Below are 17,480 nucleotides of genomic sequence, written 5' to 3'. Positions count from 1 at the left end.
TTAAGCGCGCGTTACGCCAATTTCGGTGCAATTTTCTTGCACGCCTCAACAAGGCCATCGACAGATGCAACAGACTTATCGAATTGAGTTTGCTCAGATTTGCTCAAAGAAATCTCGACAACACGCTCAACGCCGTCAGCACCAATCACTGTTGGTACGCCAACATACATGCCCTTCACGCCGAACTCGCCTTTCAGGTAAGCGGCACAAGGCAATACGCGTTTTTTGTCTTTCAAATAGCTTTCAGCCATCGCAATGGCAGACGTTGCTGGCGCATAAAAAGCGGAACCTGTTTTCAACAAGCCCACGATCTCCGCACCGCCATCACGTGTGCGCTGAACGATTTCTTCCAAACGCTCTTTCGTGATCCAGCCCATTTTGACCAAATCAGTCAATGGAATGCCGGCAACTGTTGAATAGCGGGTCAACGGCACCATTGTGTCGCCGTGGCCGCCCAAAACAAATGCGGTAACGTCTTGCACAGATACGTCAAATTCGTCAGCGAGGAAGTGACGGAAGCGTGAGCTGTCCAAAACGCCAGCCATGCCCACAACTTTATTGGCAGGCAAACCAGAGAAACGCTGCAATGCCCAAACCATAGCATCAAGCGGGTTGGTGATGCAGATCACAAAGGCGTCCGGCGCATATTTAGCGATGCCGGCACCAACCTGCTCCATCACCTTTAAGTTGATTTCAAGCAAATCATCGCGGCTCATGCCCGGCTTGCGCGGCACGCCGGCGGTTACGATCACAACGTCCGCACCTGCGATGTCTTTATATTCTGAGGTGCCTTTCAAACGGCTGTCATAACCGTCTACCGGCGCAGATTGTGCCAAATCAAGCGCTTTGCCCTGCGGCACACCATCAACAATATCAAACAAGGTTACGTCACCAAGTTCTTTCGCAGCAGCCAAGTGAGCCAAGGTGCCACCGATCTGTCCGGCGCCGATCAGAGCGATTTTTTTACGAGCCATTTCCCAAGTTTCCCTATAGGTAAAGTAAGTTGTTTCCAGTCCCTCAATAACGCTAAGTGACTAGTTGTGCAAGTGAACCCTTCGTATTAGTTGCACCCTAAACCCAGCGTTTCCGGACTTGTCACACGTCGACAGAATTTTCCTCTGTCTCTTCAACATCATTAAGCGGCGCCCCCAAATATTCAAGAGAGCGCATCTCCACCAGCCTCGACAAGGTGCGTTGAAATTCAAAAGCCGTTTGATCATCGCCACTTAACTCATCAAGCGGCGCCGCAAAGGAGGCGGACAATTTGCACCCGCGATCATAAAGCGTATCCACAAGCAAGATGAACCGTTTCGCGGCATCGCTACGCGCTCGATCAAGATAAGGGATCTCATCAATAATAAAGGTGTGGTAATGGTGGGACAGGCGCAAGTAATCGCGCGAACCTAACGGCGCTTCGCACAATTGCTTAAAGCCGATTCGCATCACCCCAAGCGCCTGTTGTGGCACGCTAAACGTGCGCCCTTGCAGATCAATGTTCTCGCGCTCGCCAGTTTGCCCGCCCGTGAGATTGTTCCACACACGATCCAACCCCGCTTGCGCTTTGTCGTCGTGGCCGAAGAAATAGATCGGCTGTTCTTCCAGCTTCTCCCGTCGATAATCGTGATCAACATCTAAGCGAAGAACTTTTGTCTTTTGCTGCAACAGCTCAATGAACGGCACAAAGAGCTGGCGATTGAGCCCGTTCTTGTAAAGCCCCTCTGGCGGCACATTGGACGTTGCCACCACAACCAGCCCAGCCTCAAACAACTGGCCGAACAGGCGCGACAGCAACATGGCGTCAGTTATGTCGTTCACGTGAAATTCGTCAAAGCAAAGCAGCTTGACCTTTTCAATAATCGGCGCGGTCACATAGGGAATGGGGTCGCGCCGTCCGTTTTCCTTGCCACGCTCGCTTTTTCGAAAGGCTGCAATGCCTTCATGCACTTCCGCCATAAATTCGTGAAAATGTACCCGACGTTTTTTTTCAACCTCAATATGGTTGAAAAACAAGTCCATCAACATGGTTTTGCCGCGGCCAACATCACCCCAAATATATAGCCCTTGCGGAGCATCTTCGGCATGATCTTGCCCCAGTATCCGCTGAAAGAAATTGGGCTTTTGCGATTGGTGATGTTGAAGCTTCTGCGCCAGCTCATCAAATTGACGCACAATATCTGCCTGCGCCGGATCAGGTTTAAGCACCTGATCATCGACCAGCTTTTGATAATGCGCGAAAAATGAATGCCCCATAAAAGGCCTTTGTTCGGCTAGAAAATGATTATCCGACCATGGATACGCCTTGGCCGCCTGCCATGGTGCCCACGAAGCGCTCACCATTTTTCAGCAGATTGCCAATCATTTGACCTTGCTCATTAAACAATTGCACTTGGTTGCCTGCCAACTGCCAAGAGCTCACGGCCGCGATTGATGGCACAGCGCAGTTTGGCGCGGACGCCCGATAGCGCCCTGTAGAGCCTTTGGCCGATTGGGTGAGGTTGAGGCGACACGTCTCTTCGCCCGCCTGCATGGTCCAAACGCCCAATAGCTTCAATACAGTCAAATTCCCGGTCAGATCACGGCCAGCAACATTGGTGTTTTCATTCACATCATTTAGCGACACAAACGAACCATCACTTTCACCAAACAAGGATTCAGCCTGTCCATCTGTGGTCTGGTTGCTTGCCAATTGCGGATCTTGTGATTGCGGCTGGCTGCCATCAACAGGCGGCAATTCAGATTGATTGACAGTGCCTGTATTGACCGGGCTCAACTGCTCCGGTGGCGCGGAATTGCGTGAGGAGGATGAGAATGGCGAACGCGTAGTTGTGCACCCGGCCAGTGCGAAAACACCTGCAACGCACCCCAGTTGTACAAGTTTCACAAAATTTTTCGCCATGCACGAGTCTCCTTTGTGCGGAATGTTCTTAGCCTGCTTGAAAAAGGTTAAAAGGCTATCAACCATAATCAGTCAAGCCCCTGCATGCTCAACACGCCGCAATTCAAGGCAATCGGCCTATCTTTTGTTCTAGTCAGGAATGTGGCGAGTTTACGTCTCTTCGCCCGATGGATCAGATTCACTGTCTTTTTTGAAGTCCTCACGCAAACTATCCAACAATAATTTGGCATCCTCGGCTTCGCCAGAGGGCAACATGATGGGTACGCCCGTTGGACCTATGGCCCCGGCAAAGCCCGCTAGGCCAACCTCATTTCCTTCAATGGGATGAAAGCCGTGCGACTTGAGCGCAAGGATCAACAAGCGCGCTTCGCCCAAATCATCAATTTTTGCAATGGTCGTGAGGCTCATTATCGCCCTTTCAAAAGAAAACCGCCTCTTAAAGGCGGCTTTCAGTGTAACAGCTAGATGGCGCGCTCAACCATCATTTTCTTGATCTCACCAATCGCCTTGGCCGGGTTCAACCCTTTCGGACACGTATTGGCGCAATTCATGATGGTGTGACAACGATAAAGCCGGAACGGATCTTCCAGATCGTCCAAGCGCTCACCGGTTGCTTCATCGCGGCTATCGATTAACCAGCGATAGGCTTGTAGCAAAACAGCTGGCCCCAAATAACGATCGCCATTCCACCAATAGCTCGGGCACGAGGTTGAGCAACAAGCACAAAGAATACACTCATAAAGCCCATCAAGCTTTTCGCGATCTTCCCGCGCTTGCAGCCATTCGGTGCGTGGCTCCGGTGTCTTGGTTTGCAACCAAGGCTTGATCGAACGGTGCTGAGCGTAAAAATTGGTCAAATCTGGCACCAAATCCTTCACCACAGGCATGTGCGGCAATGGATATACATTGATTGGGCCTTTAAACTCATCAATACCTTTGGTGCAGGCCAACGTGTTCAACCCGCCAATATTCATGGCGCAAGACCCGCAAATACCCTCACGGCACGACCGGCGCAAAGTCAAAGTGGGGTCCACCTTGTCTTTGATGTACAAAAGTGCGTCCAGCACCATGGGGCCGCAATCATCCAAATCGACAAAGTAGGTGTCGATACGCGGATTGTCGCCACCATCCGGATCATAGCGATAAATATGAAATTCTCGCACATTGCTGCCCGAAGGTTTCGGCCAGGTCTTGCCCTTTTTGGGCTGCGAGTTCTTAGGCAGGGTCAATTGAACCATTGCTATCGGCTCCCTAATGCAAATGCCGTTGTTCTTTGCGAATGACGAGCTTTAGCCCCGACCATATCGCATCAACAGCACAGACTTTGACATCAACAAGATCGGTTTGAAGCGCAAGCGCCCGCACCACATCTTCGGTGACATCTGTTTCAACTTTTGCGGCCTTCTTCGGCCATGAAATCCAGATCATGCCATCTGGCACAATCACCCGTTGCAACAACGGAATATTCTGTTCAAGCTGGCTTTTCTGCTTGGTAAAGCCGTGCACCACATCAAATCGGGTTGTTTGATCTGCCAATTCCGGCCAATCGCTTTCCACAATCAGCCCAAATTCACGCGCGCTGACGAGTTCATGCTGGCTTTCAGGCAAATCCACAAAAAGCACGTTCTGGCCGTCCTTTAGCCCCAGCTTTTTGGGCAATGGTGTGCCTGAATAACCCGCCTGAGCCGCCATCTTAGGCACCCCGCACAAAAGTTGCGGGCAAGCTTGCCCCAGTGGAGATCGTGAGTTCGCCCTGATAACGATATCGTTTGGCGGCCTCAAATGAACCGATCTGACGGCTATTTTTGTCAAACAGCACAATCTTGCCTTCAGCCAAATTCCAGCCAGCCACATGCTGCATCACACTCATGCAGTCGTTTGTGGGCATAGCCTTGAGCATTGATGCGTTGCTTGCCCCATCGGTCCGCAATTCAATCTTGCAATCGCGATCTGCATTGTCAGCCAAAATCCACAATCCGACCAAATCTTGTTCAGCTTGCGCTTTGGTGGTCACTGCTTGGCCATCTTCGTTCCAGCTGGTGCCGTTGCTCCAAGCGTCAACGCCACGCGCGGAGGGGTCAGCAGTAACTGCACACCCCGCCAACAGCATCGCCGCAATGCCTGCCATAGCAACCAACCCGGAACGAAAGCGCATCTTAGTAAACCCGAGCTTTCGGTGCGATTTTCGCCAAATCCACTTCTTCTGAGATGGGGTCCACATGCACATCACGCAAAGATAGATCCACCTTGCCATCTTCTGACAAACGAGAAATAGAGTGCTGACGCCAGTTTGTATCATCCCGATCCGGATAATCTTCACGCGCATGGGCACCGCGGCTTTCCTTGCGGGCCTCCGCCGAAACAACCGTCGCAATCGCATTGGCCATCAAGTTTTCAAGCTCAAGCGTTTCCACCAAATCAGTGTTCCAGATCATTGAGCGGTCATGCACCTTCACATCGGCCATTTCGCCCCAAATCTCTGTCATGCGCTTCACGCCAGATTGCAGAGTTTCTTCGGTGCGGAACACCGCAGCATCCTCTTGCATGGCCCGCTGCATCTTATCGCGCAACTGCGCGGTGGAGATTGAACCATCCGCATAACGCAAGCGATCAAAGCGCTCCATAGACTTGTCGAAGCTGGCTTCGTTCACGTCTGGCACCGGAGCTTCTTTGTCCACCACTTTGCCTGCACGGATCGCAGCCGCCCGGCCAAACACCACCAAGTCAATCAGTGAGTTTGAACCCAAACGGTTGGCCCCATGCACAGAAGCACAGCCCGCTTCACCCACAGCCATTAGGCCCGGTACAATCGCATCCGGATCATCTGCTGTTGGGTTCAACACTTCACCCCAATAATTGGTCGGCACGCCGCCCATATTGTAGTGAACCGTTGGGATCACGGGGATCGGCTCGCGGGTCAAATCAACACCAGCAAACACTTTCGCGCTTTCGGTAATGCCCGGCAAACGCTCTGCCAACACATCTGGATCAAGGTGATCAAGATGCAAGAAGATGTGGTCTTTGTTCGGGCCAACGCCACGGCCTTCACGAATTTCCATGGTCATGCAGCGCGAAACCACGTCACGTGACGCCAAATCTTTGGCGTTCGGCGCATAACGCTCCATAAAGCGTTCGCCTTCAGAGTTGGTCAAATAACCACCCTCGCCGCGCGCACCTTCTGTGATCAACACGCCCGCGCCATAAATACCTGTTGGGTGGAATTGCACAAATTCCATATCTTGCAACGGCAGGCCCGCGCGCGCCACCATGCCGCCGCCATCGCCGGTACAAGTGTGGGCAGAAGTCGCGGAGAAATAGGCACGGCCATAACCACCAGTCGCCAAAACGGTTTGCTTGGCGCGGAAACGGTGAATGGTGCCATCGTCCAATTTCCAAGCGATCACGCCCTGGCATTCACCATCTTCGCTCATCAACAAATCTGTGGCGAAATATTCAATGAAGAACTGCGCATTGTTGCGCAAAGACTGGCCATAAAGCGTATGCAAAATTGCGTGGCCTGTCCGGTCAGCTGCCGCACATGTGCGCTGCACTGGGGGGCCTTCACCATAATTTTGCATGTGGCCGCCAAATGGGCGCTGATAGATTTTGCCTTCTTCAGTCCGCGAGAAAGGCACGCCATAGTGCTCAAGCTCATAAACGGCTTTTGGCGCTTCGCGTGCGAGATATTCCATCGCATCATTATCGCCCAACCAATCAGAACCCTTTACGGTGTCATACATATGCCACTGCCAGCTATCCGGGCCCATATTGCCCAACGAAGCCGCAATGCCGCCCTGCGCCGCAACGGTGTGCGAACGTGTAGGAAACACTTTTGAGATACAAGCAGTGCGCAAGCCTTGTTCGGCCATGCCAAGCGTCGCGCGCAATCCCGCGCCGCCAGCGCCAACAACCACAACGTCAAATTCGTGGTCGACAATTTTATAATCGCCTTTGAGTGCCATGCCGGCCTATCCTCCAAAACTCAATTTCAATAGAGACACAATGGCGATGATCGCCACGCCGAAGGCAAAAAAGCTATTGAGCATCATCAACAGCCATTTGGTGCTTTCCGTGTGCACATAATCTTCAATCACCACTTGCAGCCCCAAGCGCATGTGAATGCTGGCCGACAAAATGGTGAGGATGGCAAAGCCGGTAATGAACGGATTGGCGAATGTGGCCACCATTTGCGCGCGATCCGCGCCAACCAGTGTGATCACCAGCCAAACCGAAAACAACATAAGCGGCAAATTGGCCAAAGCCGTCATGCGCTGGTTCCAGAAATGCTCAGTGCCGCTTTTGGCGGACCCAAGCCCGGTCACCCGTGATAAAGGTGTACGAAAACTCATTTTTAGCCCCCCAAAGCGCTAAATCAAAAATAGCCAAACAATGCCCGTGAGAATGATGGATCCACCAATGGTTGCCCAAGCCATGGTGTAACGCTCAGGCCCATAGCCCTTGCCAAGGTCCCAAACAAAGTGGCGCAAACCGCCCAGCATGTGGTGGAACAATGCCCATGTGTAACCAATCAGGATCAGCTTGCCGAACCAATGGCCAAAAAAGCCCTGCGCAACGGCAAATGCACCGTCGCCAATGGCGGCGGCAGCCAGCCACCACACGAGAAAGGCCGTGCCTGTATAAAGTCCCACACCCGTGATCCGATGCACGATCGACATCACCATGGTGATTTCTTCTTTATAGATCAAAATGTGAGGTGATAAGGGTCGGTTGGGTTCAGCCATGGCGTCAAATGCCCCTTTATAATTGCCCTCGCCGTGCAAACGGCTTTATTTGAGTGTGGTCAATGATTACCCTTTGACCGTCAGTTCGTCAAAGAAAACCATCTCCACCTTAAGTCGGATACCAACGCTTACCTATAGGTAAAGCGTAAATCAAGCTCTCATTTGACGCATCAGTTACTCATAATCCGTTAATTTCTTGTCGGGATCATAAGGCTGATCTGCCACTGGCTTGATCACGGCTTGGCCACAACGCATTTTGCCTGCCGCTTGATCAAAGCAATATTTTGGCTCGCCATAAAGCACCCAGCCTTCGCTCAAAGCCTTGGTCACCTTGTGGCAGAAGCTGGAATCATCATCAGCGCTTAGAAATCGATAAACATCCATTTTGGCCTCTTTCTTTGGGTCAATTGATCAATCTGGCAGATTGATCACATGGTTTTTGAAATTAAACAAACTGTTTAGCGATTTTTATGCTTGTTTTGGCCATCGCAATCAATAAATTGAGCGCAGGGCAATGAAATGAAAGAGATTGATGGCAAATTTTCCAGAGCGACTCATTAAGGGATATAAAGAATTCACTTCCTCGGCGCTGATCAATGAGCGCGAGAAATATAAAGAACTCGCGGAAAAGGGCCAAAAACCAACCGTATTGATCATTGCATGTTGCGACAGCCGTGCTGCGCCGGAAACAATTTTTTCCGCAGGCCCCGGCGAACTATTTGTTGTGCGCAATGTGGCCAATTTGGTGCCACCCTACGCGCCAGATGGCAACCACCACTCCACCTCCGCCGCCATTGAATTTGCGGTCAAAGGTTTGGGCGTTAAAGACATTGTGGTGATGGGTCATGGCCGTTGTGGCGGCATCCAAGCTGCCCTTTCAAATGATGGCACCAAATTGGATGACGGTGATTTTATCGGCAAATGGATGAGCATGCTCGCACCGGTGGCAGAGCAAGTTGCGGCGACCGATCAAGTGATGACGCCTGCTGAACGGCAAAACGCGCTCGAACGCGTCTCCATTCGACGCTCTGTGCAAAATTTGCGCAATTTCCCCTATATCAACCAAATGGAAAAAGACGGCGCTGTTAATCTACATGGCGCGTGGTTCGATATTTCCACGGCTGAATTGTGGGTTATGAATGGCGAAACTGGCGATTTCAGCCGCGCCGAAAACTAGGCAAAATCTAGTCACGCACCCAGCGATAAAGCCGATCTGGCAAGCCTTCTTCATTGTCGCCCTCGGTGGTCCGCACCAATTTAAAGCCCTGCGCCTCATAAAAAGCGCGGGCGCGTTGGTTTTCTTCAAAACACCACAGCTCCAGCTTAGAACTCTTAGTCTTTGCATGGCCCAACAGCGCTTGGCCAACACCTTGGGCAATCATATCAGGGTGCACATAAAGGTGCGCCACCCAATGATCAATCCGCACCAAAAAGCCAACAAGCTTCTCCGCCAAAACACCGGCATAAACTTCGCCGCGCCCCATCAAATCTTTCAAATGGGCAAAATCCTGCTCGCGCGTGTAAAGGATCGGCAAAAAGGGCAAAAGCTGCTGCCGTGACACGCGGAAAATCTCCACCAAGCGCGGCAAATCTTTTTCAACAGCCTTGCGGATTTGAACCATGGCTACACCTCAAACAAAACACCCGCCAGATCAAATCCGGCGGGTGCCAACATTACCATCAAAATGGCAAAGAGTTACGCGACTTTTTTCAAAAGACCGCGATTGATGATTGCTTCAGCAATTTGCACTGTGTTCAGCGCAGCGCCTTTGCGCAAATTGTCTGAAACCACCCACATGTTCAGGCCATTTTCAACGGTCGCATCTTCACGGATACGCGACACGAAAGTGGCATCTTCACCAGCCGCATCAACTGGGGTGATATAGCCGCCATCTTCGCGCTTATCCACCACCATAATGCCTGGAGATTCACGCAAAATATCGCGCGCTTCGTCCGGTGTGATTTCATTTTCAAATTCAATGTTCACCGCTTCGGAGTGGCTGATAAACACAGGCACACGCACCGCTGTGCAAGTCACTTTGATTTTCGGGTCGAGCATTTTTTTGGTCTCGGCCAAAACTTTCCACTCTTCCTTGGTATACCCATCTTCCATGAACACATCGATATGCGGGATCGCATTGAAAGCGATCTGTTTTGGGTAAACTTCAGGCTCAGGAATGTCGGTGACAAAAATGCCTTTGGTTTGGTTCCAAAGCTCGTCCATCGCCGCTTTGCCGGAACCAGAAACAGACTGGTAAGTGGACACAACGATCCGCTTGATTTTCGCATGGTCATGCAAAGGCTTCAGCGCCACAACCAACTGTGCAGTTGAACAGTTTGGGTTGGCGATAATGTTCATCCGCTCTTCTTGTGCCATATAGGCTTCAAGGTGATGCGGGTTCACTTCCGGCACAATCAAAGGCACATCCTGATGATAACGCCAGAAAGAGGAATTATCGATCACGATACAGCCGGTTTCGCCGATTTTCTCAGCCCACTTTTTGGAGATCTCTGACCCAGCAGACATCAGGCAAAAATCAACGCCAGTGAAATCAAATGTTTCAAGGTCTTTGCATTTCAGCGTTTTGTCGCCAAACGAAACTTCGCGACCAATTGAGCGTGAAGAGGCCAATGCAAAAACCTCATCGGCGGGAAAGCCGCGCTCAGCTAGAATGCCCAACATTTCTTGGCCAACATTCCCTGTTGCGCCAACAATTGCAACCTTATAACCCATCTTGATTTTTCCTGTCTCACCCCCGCTTTTGACGTTACGTTAGCCGGACCGTCCCCCTGGCGGGGGCGCTCAGGGAAACTTAGCAGGTTTTGGTGGTTTTCTTCTCGGCCATCTTGCCAACGCCAAGCGCCACGCCTCTGGAAAGAGACATGGTTTTCACAGTCATCATTGTTGTGTGCATCAAATGCATCATGATCGTTGCGTTAGCCGAGTTAATTAAACAAGCGCCGTTGTTGTATCTCATTACCGAGATTAGTCAATAAAGCTTGCCGAAATATTATTTCAACCAGTTACCTCGCGCCAACAACGCAGCGCGAGGCATTTTGTTCCAATAAATCGAAACTAAATCTTGGCGATAATCGCATCGCCCATTTCGGTGGTAGAAACCTTTTTGCAGCCGTCCTGCATAATGTCGCCTGTGCGCAAACCTTCATCCAAAACAGATGAGATTGCAGCCTCAAGCTTGTCAGCCAATTCAATCATTTCAAATGAATAGCGCAATGCCATAGCAAAGCTGGCCAACATCGCGATTGGGTTGGCCATACCTTGGCCCGCAATATCTGGCGCAGAACCATGTACCGGTTCATAAAGAGCTTTGCGCTTGCCCGTGTTCGCATCTGGCGCCCCCAAAGAAGCAGAGGGCAACATGCCCAAAGAACCAGTCAACATCGCCGCCGAATCCGACAAGATGTCACCAAACAAATTGTCGGTCACGATCACATCAAATTGCTTTGGATTGCGCACCAATTGCATGGCGCAATTGTCCGCCAAGATATGATCCAACTTCACGTCAGCATAATCTTTGTGCACTTCGGTCACAACCTCGTGCCACAATACGCCAGATTTCATCACATTGCGTTTTTCTGAAGAGTGAACGCGATTGTCACGGGTGCGGGCCAAATCAAATGCCACGCGTGCAATCCGGTCAATTTCATAAGTGTCATAAACTTGCGTGTCGATGCCGCGTTTCTGGCCATCGCCCAATTCGATGATTTCTTTTGGCTCGCCAAAATACACACCGCCGGTCAGCTCACGCACGATGAGAATATCGAGGCCTTCAACCAGCTCTTTTTTCAAAGAAGACGCATCCGCCAGGGCGCTATAGCAAATGGCTGGGCGCAAGTTGGCGAACAAGCCCAAATCTTTGCGCAGACGCAAAAGACCAGCTTCCGGGCGCACGTCATAAGGCACATCGTCCCATTTCGGGCCGCCTACTGCACCAAAAATCACCGCATCCGCTTTCAGCGCTTTTTCCATATCCTCTTCGGAAATGGCCTGGCCATGCGCGTCATAAGCGGAACCGCCCACAAGGCCGGTATCATAAGAGAAATCGGCAAGGCCTTTATCTGTCAGGTGCGCAATAAGCTTTTCCACCTCAGCCATAATTTCAGTGCCAATTCCATCGCCGGGCAACAGCAAAAGATGATTTTGTGCCATAATCACATCCTGAATTTGAATAGAAACTGCCGCTTTGCTAGCGCTCCCAAGCGCAAATAGCAAGGCGTTGCAGCCAGAATGCGTCCTGCCGCAACTTTAGGATGAGGCGATCATACGCTGGTTTCTCACCACGGCATAAAGATGCAGCGCACCGATCACCAAGGCGAGTGCAGAAAATGCAAAGTCGCGAAAGACGGGACTTTCCCCATCCGAAAACAAGGTGAGCTCAAAAAACTCGAAAAATAGCGCCGAACCGCGCAACACAAAAACGCCACCAATCAAAGCCACCAGTACACGCAGGGCCCTGCCATATTTATCCTTGAAGGCTGTCCAAAAACAGATCAGGCTCCACGCTAGAAATATCGTGGCAATCACAAGCGTTAAGAGTGCGGGCCATATCTCCCCCGCAACATCTGCCGCCGCCATCACCTTGCCAGCCCGCAAGAAGATATAGGCTTCACCACCAAGCACCGCCACAAGCACATGCAACAGTGCCAAAATCAAATCCGCCAATCCGGCCAACAAATAAAGCATTTTGTCTCCCCACCATACGCTAACGTATGGAACGTAGCTGAACGCTTTGACTTTGGCGAGAGGTGTTTTGACACAGGCTAAATCCAACCGGTGACCAGCAATATGATCACATAGGCCGCGGCCAGTAGATCGACCACAATGCACATGGGCGGATACCAGCTCACCACCTTGGCGCCACGCCCGGTATTGTGCTTGATGAAATCCCAAGCCGCGTGCGCGCCCAAACCCATTGGCACAGCCCAGGGCCAAATCAACAGCCCAGCCACTGCCAACCCATAGGTCACCAACGCCGCCAAAAATTCATCCCGTTGCTGCTGGGCGTCATGGCGATGGCTCAACAGCAAAACCGGGTACACAAGGCCGATCACCATCAAGGCCCCAGCGGCCACTTGCAGCGGATATTGCGGAAAAATCAGGTGCAGCGCGACCAAAAAGGCCACCATCACCCCAATGCCAAAATAGATTGCGTCTTTTGAAAAGGAAAACATCTCTTCACTCCAAATTATGGAGCGATCATAAAGCGGTTTCCACCTAGTGTAAGGTCAACCTTTTTTGATGCCCTGCGACATAGAGTCAAAATATCTTTTTTAAGAAATACCGAGTTCCGCCGATAGGAAAATCGTCAAGCTGTCCAAACACTTCAAACCCATGCCGTTCATAAAATGGACGCGCTTGGAACGAATAAGTGTCCAGCCACATGCCCACCAGACCCAAAGATTTGGCATGGTCTTCCGCCTGCATTAAAAGCTGCGTGCCAAATGCCTGGCCGCGCAAATGCTCAGGCACAAATAACAACTCCACAAACATCCAATCAGCATAGATATTTGCCCAAAGGCCGCCAAGAACCGGCTCGTTATCCGATTTCAACACAACGGCGAACGCTTTCGCTCCCTTTGTGCCAGCCTGCGGTGGCCGATGCTCCCGATTGAACGCAGTGAGCAATTCATCCAGCTGATCCCGAATTTCGTGGTCCGGTTCAAAGCTTACATCTAGGTAGGCCACCACCTAGCGGTCTCCTGCGCCAATTCGCGCCGTGACTTCAATTTCCACTTTCATTTCCGACTTAATCAAGCCACACACCACCATTGTGGCGGCGGGCCGCACCTCGGCGAAATATTTGCCAGTCACTTCAAACACCGCTTCGGCATAATCGGCATCAGTGATGTAATAATGCGCACGCACCACATCGTTCAGCGATGCGCCCGCTTCTTTCAGCGCTTTTCCAATCGTCAAAAAGCAGTTTTCAGCCTGTGCCTGCACATCCTCTGGCATTTGCATGGTCGCATAATCATAGCCGGTTGTCCCCGCCACATAAACCATGCCGCCATCCACAATTGCCCGCGAATAGCCAGCCTTTTTCTCAAATGGAGAACCTGTGGAGATGCGCGTCACACCCATGGATTAGATCCAAGGCCGCTCTTCTGAAACCTTATCTTCAAAGGTAGAAATGGCTTCACCCTTTTCCATGGTCAGGCCCACATCGTCCAAACCTTGCAGCAACGCATTTTTGCGTGATGGATCGATCTCAAACTCAACCGTGCCGCCATCTGGGCCCTGAATGGTTTGCGCTTCCAAATCCACGGTCAATGTCGCGTTTGACCCGTGAGACGCATCGTCCAGCAATTCTTTCAATTGCTCTTCGGTCACCACGATCGGCAAAATGCCGTTCTTAAAGCAGTTATTGTAGAAAATATCTGCGAAGCTGGTGGAGATGATGCAGCGAATGCCAAAATCTTTCAGCGCCCATGGAGCGTGCTCACGGCTGGAGCCACAGCCGAAATTATCGCCCGCCACCAAAATGGACGCATTGCGATAGGCTGGCTTGTTCAGCACAAAATCTGGCTTTTCCGTTTTTCCATCTTCTTCATAGCGCATTTCGGCAAAAGCGGCCACGCCAAGGCCCGTGCGCTTGATGGTTTTGAGATATTGTTTCGGGATAATCATATCCGTATCGATATTGATCAACGGCAATGGGGCAGCAACCCCGGTCAATGTTGTGAACTTATCCATGTGTCGCAATATCCTTTCGTTCCCCTTCAAATGCCCCAGCCTCAAAAGCGCGTCAAGTCGCACTTGCGCCTCAACGTTGAATTTGATCGTAAAAAATGGATAGATACGCGCAGATATTTTGACCAATAGGAAAAATCATGACGCCTCATAACCATGCCCCCAAAGATGCCTACGCCGAAACCGTGCTGCTACCGGGCGATCCGCTACGCGCAAAATGGGTGGCAGAAACATTTTTGGAAGATGCAAAGCTCGTCAATTCCGTCCGCAACTGCTTGGGCTATACCGGCACTTATAAGGGCAAAAAAGTCTCTGTGCAGGCCACAGGCATGGGCCAGCCTTCCCTCGCCATTTATGTGCATGAATTGATCAATATTTATGGCGCGAAAAACTTTATCCGCATCGGCACCTGCGGCGGTTTGAACGAAAAGGTCAAAGTGCGCGATGTGGTGCTGGGCGTTGCCGCCTCTACAGACAGCGCTATGAATGTGGGCACCTTCGGTCGCTATCATTATGCGCCCCACGCCGATTTTGACCTGTTGCGCAAAGCGGCAGACCTTGCCGACAATCGCGAGATGAAATTCCACGCTGGCGGCATCGTTTCCTCCGATGTGTTTTATGTTGAAGGCGGCGCCAAAGGTTATCAGCCTTTGCTCGATCACGACATTCTGGCCGTGGAAATGGAAGCCGCCGCGCTTTACACCTTGGCCGCAAAATATAACCGCAAAGCCATCGCCATCTGCACCATGACAGATTGCCTGATCACCGGCGACGAGATCGACGCAGACGCCCGCCAAAGCTCGCTGGAAGACATGGCGACGCTTTCACTGGATTTGGCGGCATCGCTATAAGTGCGGCCAGCGCTTAGGCGCTGGTCAACCGCATTAACCGCGTCTTAACTTTTGCAGACTTTGCCCTTTTATGGCCGCGATTTTCCCGTTCTAATGAGCCAACAGGGAAATTAAAGGCTTTTTGATGCTCGACCATAATAATGCTGCACGCCTGAAAGAGGGCGTTAAGTCACTTGAAATGATGACGCGGTTTGCACTGGCCACGCTGGCACTTGCCAGCGGGGTCTACACCTATCTTGGCGTGCGCAGCCTCATTGATGGCTCTGCAGATATGGTGTTCTTCGCCGCCATCATTTATTCCGCCGCCGTATCCGTGGGCATTTATGCCTTCTGGACCTATATGATGCGCTTTTTGCCGCTCATGCGCGACAGTGCGCGCCGCGGCGCATTGATCGCCGTAATGGGGTTGGGCAGCTTGATGATTGTGGCCATGTCTTCATGGCTCAACGCCGCTGCGTTGGCAGGTTCGGCTGCGCTTGAACAGCATTTGGCCGTTACCCTTGAAGATTATGTAGCCGATCTCGACAAAGCCCACGGCAATGCCCTATCCGCTCAAAGCCTATTGCCAGATGTGCAGCGCGCCTCGGTCCGCTTTTCTCGCCTAGCAGATGATGAACGCCAATCCGGCGCGCTCACCGGCACCTCTGGTTCCGGCTCAGTGGTGCAATTGCTCACTCAAATGTCACAGCAATTGGACGAAGTTGGCGCGTCCATCATCGCTTCGCGCGAAACCGTGGCCACTCAGTTTGAGCAAGGCTCACAACATTTGGCCAATATGCGTGCGCTTGTTTCTGGCGATGGCGAAGTGCAGCCCCGCGCCGATCAATTTGCCGCTGAAGCGCTTGCCCTCACCGGGGTTATCGCCTCTTTGCAAGAAACATCCATCGCCGCTTCAGTTGACCGCGCAGCGGAAGACCTTTCATTAGGCTTTATCGCGCCCGTAGCCGATGGCGGCACCCAAGATTTGGCCAATCGTCAGGACCGCGTGATGCGTTCAATTATGGACGCTGTGGCAGCACAATCAAAAGCACTGCAAACTGCGGCGCAGGATATTCTCAATCAGCCCGCTGTGCCTACACGCCGTTTTGTACCGCTCTCAACGCCAGAAGCCGTGTTGCTGTATGCCCGCGACTTCCTGCCATCATGGGCGGGCGCCATCTCCATCGACTTGCTGCCAATGGTGTTGGTCTTGATCCTTTCCGTCGTGCATTCCGCTTCCCGTCGCGAAGCCCGCACCTTGGACGTGGCAGATAAAATCACCGCCGCTGAAATGATGCGCGCCGTGGCCCTGTTCCGCGACATGAATGCAGATCTGCCACCTGAGCAGGTGCAAAAAGCCATCGAGCATGCCGCGAAAGAAAAGCAGCCTGACGATGAAAAGCCCACCGCAGCCAAAGAGGATGCACCCAAAGACGAGCCAACTGACACAGAACCGCGGGACGACAACATCACGCCCCTGCGCGACAATAAGAAATAATCGATGAACAGCAGCACCAAAATGCGGATTTGGCTTGATGATGGCCGCTTAATGCGGGTGGTCTTTTTCGTGTTATTGTTCGCAACGGCAATCATTCTGTGGCTCGACTTTGATCAGCTTTACAACCAGCAATCTGACGCACCCTACAATCCGCAGCAGGGCGACACGCCTATTTTGCCTTCGGTGGATCGGCCTGAAATTAACCCAAATGCCCCGCAATTTGCCCCTAATGAGCGGGTGGAACTTCCCCGCGAAACCCTACAACAGCCACTGACCGCCACATTGGAATCTGGCAAAATGCTCTCGCTTGAAGGTGCCATTGATGTTGGCTCTTTTGCCCGGCTAGGGCCTGAACTCAAACGCATTGCTGAATATGTGGAATGGGTTGAAATCAACTCCCCCGGCGGGTCCGTTGATGATGCTTTGGCCTTAGCAAAACTGGTGCGCGAGCTTGACCTTAATGTGCGTGTGCCAGCAGGCGGCTATTGCGCCTCCTCCTGCCCGCTCATCTTTGCGGCTGGGGTTAAGCGCGACATGCACCAACGCGCCAATGTCGGTGTGCATCAAATCTACGTCCCTGCCAACGATCCAAACGCCAATCGCAATTCGGCGCAAGCCATGTCCGATGCTCAGTCCATCACCGCGCGGATCACAAAGCATTTTGATGATATGGGCGTCGATGGCGCAATGTGGGTGCACGCACTCGAAACACCGCCTCAGCGGCTCTATTACTTCACCGCGGACGAAGCCAAATCCTACAAATTGGCCACCCTCATCTCAAAATAAAAGCCCCTCGCAAATG

23 protein-coding genes are annotated in these 17,480 nt (G+C 51.8%); 4 read left to right on the top strand and 19 right to left on the bottom strand.

The window, feature by feature from the left end; all coding sequences use genetic code 11:
• Positions 1-11 precede the first annotated feature (11 nt).
• From mdh to ACP15Y_RS12910, 11 genes are all read right to left on the bottom strand, one after another.
• Positions 12-974: a malate dehydrogenase gene (gene mdh / locus ACP15Y_RS12960; RefSeq protein WP_424983510.1), complete on the bottom strand. Its 963-nt coding sequence runs from the start codon at positions 972-974 to the stop codon at positions 12-14.
• Positions 975-1,095: 121 nt separating this feature from the next.
• Complete coding sequence (gene zapE, locus ACP15Y_RS12955) at positions 1,096-2,250, bottom strand: cell division protein ZapE (protein ID WP_424983509.1); 1,155 nt, start codon at positions 2,248-2,250, stop codon at positions 1,096-1,098.
• Between the two features lie 28 nt (positions 2,251-2,278).
• A complete protein-coding gene (locus ACP15Y_RS12950) occupies positions 2,279-2,896 on the bottom strand; it encodes an AprI/Inh family metalloprotease inhibitor (RefSeq protein WP_424983508.1) in 618 nt (205 codons plus the stop codon).
• A gap of 150 nt (positions 2,897-3,046) precedes the next feature.
• Positions 3,047-3,304: a hypothetical protein gene (locus ACP15Y_RS12945; protein WP_424983507.1), complete on the bottom strand. Its 258-nt coding sequence runs from the start codon at positions 3,302-3,304 to the stop codon at positions 3,047-3,049.
• A 53-nt stretch (positions 3,305-3,357) separates the two neighbouring features.
• Positions 3,358-4,134: a succinate dehydrogenase iron-sulfur subunit gene (locus ACP15Y_RS12940; RefSeq protein ID WP_424983506.1), complete on the bottom strand. Its 777-nt coding sequence runs from the start codon at positions 4,132-4,134 to the stop codon at positions 3,358-3,360.
• 13 nt (positions 4,135-4,147) lie between these two features.
• On the bottom strand, positions 4,148-4,654 hold the full coding sequence (locus ACP15Y_RS12935) for a DUF3052 domain-containing protein (protein WP_424983547.1): 507 nt from the start codon (positions 4,652-4,654) through the stop codon (positions 4,148-4,150).
• Entirely contained in the window at positions 4,590-5,051 is a 462-nt protein-coding gene (locus ACP15Y_RS12930; protein ID WP_424983505.1) for an AprI/Inh family metalloprotease inhibitor, read from the bottom strand. Before ACP15Y_RS12930 ends, ACP15Y_RS12935 begins: the two co-directional genes overlap by 65 nt.
• Before the next feature lies 1 nt (position 5,052).
• Positions 5,053-6,858, bottom strand: coding sequence for a succinate dehydrogenase flavoprotein subunit (sdhA, locus tag ACP15Y_RS12925; protein ID WP_424983504.1), 1,806 nt, complete (start codon positions 6,856-6,858; stop codon positions 5,053-5,055).
• Between the two features lie 6 nt (positions 6,859-6,864).
• Complete coding sequence (sdhD, locus tag ACP15Y_RS12920) at positions 6,865-7,245, bottom strand: succinate dehydrogenase, hydrophobic membrane anchor protein (RefSeq protein WP_424983503.1); 381 nt, start codon at positions 7,243-7,245, stop codon at positions 6,865-6,867.
• Positions 7,246-7,263: 18 nt separating this feature from the next.
• Positions 7,264-7,638, bottom strand: a complete 375-nt coding sequence (gene sdhC / locus ACP15Y_RS12915) for a succinate dehydrogenase, cytochrome b556 subunit (protein WP_424983502.1) — start codon at positions 7,636-7,638, stop codon at positions 7,264-7,266.
• A gap of 174 nt (positions 7,639-7,812) precedes the next feature.
• On the bottom strand, positions 7,813-8,022 hold the full coding sequence (locus ACP15Y_RS12910) for a DUF1737 domain-containing protein (RefSeq protein ID WP_133573356.1): 210 nt from the start codon (positions 8,020-8,022) through the stop codon (positions 7,813-7,815).
• A gap of 148 nt (positions 8,023-8,170) precedes the next feature.
• Between ACP15Y_RS12910 and ACP15Y_RS12905 the strand changes: the two genes are divergently transcribed.
• Entirely contained in the window at positions 8,171-8,815 is a 645-nt protein-coding gene (locus ACP15Y_RS12905; RefSeq protein ID WP_424983501.1) for a carbonic anhydrase, read from the top strand.
• Between the two features lie 7 nt (positions 8,816-8,822).
• Here the strand turns inward: ACP15Y_RS12905 and ACP15Y_RS12900 are convergent, their stop codons facing one another.
• The 8 genes from ACP15Y_RS12900 to leuD all read right to left on the bottom strand — a co-directional run bounded on the left by ACP15Y_RS12900 (position 8,823) and on the right by leuD (position 14,353).
• Entirely contained in the window at positions 8,823-9,260 is a 438-nt protein-coding gene (locus ACP15Y_RS12900) for an N-acetyltransferase family protein (protein ID WP_424983500.1), read from the bottom strand.
• 74 nt (positions 9,261-9,334) lie between these two features.
• On the bottom strand, positions 9,335-10,372 hold the full coding sequence (locus ACP15Y_RS12895; RefSeq protein WP_424983499.1) for an aspartate-semialdehyde dehydrogenase: 1,038 nt from the start codon (positions 10,370-10,372) through the stop codon (positions 9,335-9,337).
• A 342-nt stretch (positions 10,373-10,714) separates the two neighbouring features.
• Positions 10,715-11,809 (bottom strand): 3-isopropylmalate dehydrogenase, encoded by a 1,095-nt coding sequence (gene leuB, locus ACP15Y_RS12890; RefSeq protein WP_424983498.1) that lies wholly within the window; start codon positions 11,807-11,809, stop codon positions 10,715-10,717.
• A gap of 96 nt (positions 11,810-11,905) precedes the next feature.
• Entirely contained in the window at positions 11,906-12,343 is a 438-nt protein-coding gene (locus ACP15Y_RS12885; RefSeq protein WP_424983497.1) for a hypothetical protein, read from the bottom strand.
• A gap of 77 nt (positions 12,344-12,420) precedes the next feature.
• Positions 12,421-12,831: a hypothetical protein gene (locus tag ACP15Y_RS12880; RefSeq protein ID WP_424983496.1), complete on the bottom strand. Its 411-nt coding sequence runs from the start codon at positions 12,829-12,831 to the stop codon at positions 12,421-12,423.
• An 85-nt stretch (positions 12,832-12,916) separates the two neighbouring features.
• Positions 12,917-13,348, bottom strand: a complete 432-nt coding sequence (locus ACP15Y_RS12875) for a GNAT family N-acetyltransferase (protein ID WP_424983495.1) — start codon at positions 13,346-13,348, stop codon at positions 12,917-12,919.
• Positions 13,349-13,741, bottom strand: coding sequence for a RidA family protein (locus tag ACP15Y_RS12870; RefSeq protein ID WP_424983494.1), 393 nt, complete (start codon positions 13,739-13,741; stop codon positions 13,349-13,351). It abuts the gene before it with no gap.
• Positions 13,742-13,744: 3 nt separating this feature from the next.
• Positions 13,745-14,353 (bottom strand): 3-isopropylmalate dehydratase small subunit, encoded by a 609-nt coding sequence (gene leuD / locus ACP15Y_RS12865; protein ID WP_424983493.1) that lies wholly within the window; start codon positions 14,351-14,353, stop codon positions 13,745-13,747.
• Positions 14,354-14,490: 137 nt separating this feature from the next.
• Here leuD and deoD point away from each other — a divergent pair, with 137 nt between their 5' ends.
• From deoD to ACP15Y_RS12850, 3 genes are all read left to right on the top strand, one after another.
• Positions 14,491-15,201 (top strand): purine-nucleoside phosphorylase, encoded by a 711-nt coding sequence (gene deoD, locus ACP15Y_RS12860; RefSeq protein WP_424983492.1) that lies wholly within the window; start codon positions 14,491-14,493, stop codon positions 15,199-15,201.
• A gap of 124 nt (positions 15,202-15,325) precedes the next feature.
• Positions 15,326-16,678: a hypothetical protein gene (locus ACP15Y_RS12855; RefSeq protein WP_424983491.1), complete on the top strand. Its 1,353-nt coding sequence runs from the start codon at positions 15,326-15,328 to the stop codon at positions 16,676-16,678.
• 3 nt (positions 16,679-16,681) lie between these two features.
• A complete protein-coding gene (locus ACP15Y_RS12850; RefSeq protein WP_424983490.1) occupies positions 16,682-17,464 on the top strand; it encodes an ATP-dependent Clp protease proteolytic subunit in 783 nt (260 codons plus the stop codon).
• Positions 17,465-17,480 lie beyond the last annotated feature (16 nt).

Origin of the sequence: Maritalea sp. S77 (assembly GCF_049801075.1) — a bacterium.
Taxonomy (GTDB): domain Bacteria; phylum Pseudomonadota; class Alphaproteobacteria; order Rhizobiales; family Devosiaceae; genus Maritalea.
This window is presented reverse-complemented; position numbering and strand designations above follow the sequence as displayed.

What these genes read in the sequence shown, in the direction of transcription:
- mdh (WP_424983510.1), bottom strand. Translation starts at nt 974, where the DNA reads ATGGCTCGTAAAAAAATCGCTCTGATCGGCGCCGGACAGATCGGTGGC.
- zapE (WP_424983509.1), bottom strand. Translation starts at nt 2,250, where the DNA reads ATGGGGCATTCATTTTTCGCGCATTATCAAAAGCTGGTCGATGATCAG.
- ACP15Y_RS12950 (WP_424983508.1), bottom strand. Translation starts at nt 2,896, where the DNA reads ATGGCGAAAAATTTTGTGAAACTTGTACAACTGGGGTGCGTTGCAGGT.
- ACP15Y_RS12945 (WP_424983507.1), bottom strand. Translation starts at nt 3,304, where the DNA reads ATGAGCCTCACGACCATTGCAAAAATTGATGATTTGGGCGAAGCGCGC.
- ACP15Y_RS12940 (WP_424983506.1), bottom strand. Translation starts at nt 4,134, where the DNA reads ATGGTTCAATTGACCCTGCCTAAGAACTCGCAGCCCAAAAAGGGCAAG.
- ACP15Y_RS12930 (WP_424983505.1), bottom strand. Translation starts at nt 5,051, where the DNA reads ATGCGCTTTCGTTCCGGGTTGGTTGCTATGGCAGGCATTGCGGCGATG.
- sdhA (WP_424983504.1), bottom strand. Translation starts at nt 6,858, where the DNA reads ATGGCACTCAAAGGCGATTATAAAATTGTCGACCACGAATTTGACGTT.
- sdhD (WP_424983503.1), bottom strand. Translation starts at nt 7,245, where the DNA reads ATGAGTTTTCGTACACCTTTATCACGGGTGACCGGGCTTGGGTCCGCC.
- sdhC (WP_424983502.1), bottom strand. Translation starts at nt 7,638, where the DNA reads ATGGCTGAACCCAACCGACCCTTATCACCTCACATTTTGATCTATAAA.
- ACP15Y_RS12910 (WP_133573356.1), bottom strand. Translation starts at nt 8,022, where the DNA reads ATGGATGTTTATCGATTTCTAAGCGCTGATGATGATTCCAGCTTCTGC.
- ACP15Y_RS12905 (WP_424983501.1), top strand. Translation starts at nt 8,171, where the DNA reads ATGGCAAATTTTCCAGAGCGACTCATTAAGGGATATAAAGAATTCACT.
- ACP15Y_RS12900 (WP_424983500.1), bottom strand. Translation starts at nt 9,260, where the DNA reads ATGGTTCAAATCCGCAAGGCTGTTGAAAAAGATTTGCCGCGCTTGGTG.
- ACP15Y_RS12895 (WP_424983499.1), bottom strand. Translation starts at nt 10,372, where the DNA reads ATGGGTTATAAGGTTGCAATTGTTGGCGCAACAGGGAATGTTGGCCAA.
- leuB (WP_424983498.1), bottom strand. Translation starts at nt 11,809, where the DNA reads ATGGCACAAAATCATCTTTTGCTGTTGCCCGGCGATGGAATTGGCACT.
- ACP15Y_RS12885 (WP_424983497.1), bottom strand. Translation starts at nt 12,343, where the DNA reads ATGCTTTATTTGTTGGCCGGATTGGCGGATTTGATTTTGGCACTGTTG.
- ACP15Y_RS12880 (WP_424983496.1), bottom strand. Translation starts at nt 12,831, where the DNA reads ATGTTTTCCTTTTCAAAAGACGCAATCTATTTTGGCATTGGGGTGATG.
- ACP15Y_RS12870 (WP_424983494.1), bottom strand. Translation starts at nt 13,741, where the DNA reads ATGGGTGTGACGCGCATCTCCACAGGTTCTCCATTTGAGAAAAAGGCT.
- leuD (WP_424983493.1), bottom strand. Translation starts at nt 14,353, where the DNA reads ATGGATAAGTTCACAACATTGACCGGGGTTGCTGCCCCATTGCCGTTG.
- deoD (WP_424983492.1), top strand. Translation starts at nt 14,491, where the DNA reads ATGACGCCTCATAACCATGCCCCCAAAGATGCCTACGCCGAAACCGTG.
- ACP15Y_RS12855 (WP_424983491.1), top strand. Translation starts at nt 15,326, where the DNA reads ATGCTCGACCATAATAATGCTGCACGCCTGAAAGAGGGCGTTAAGTCA.
- ACP15Y_RS12850 (WP_424983490.1), top strand. Translation starts at nt 16,682, where the DNA reads ATGAACAGCAGCACCAAAATGCGGATTTGGCTTGATGATGGCCGCTTA.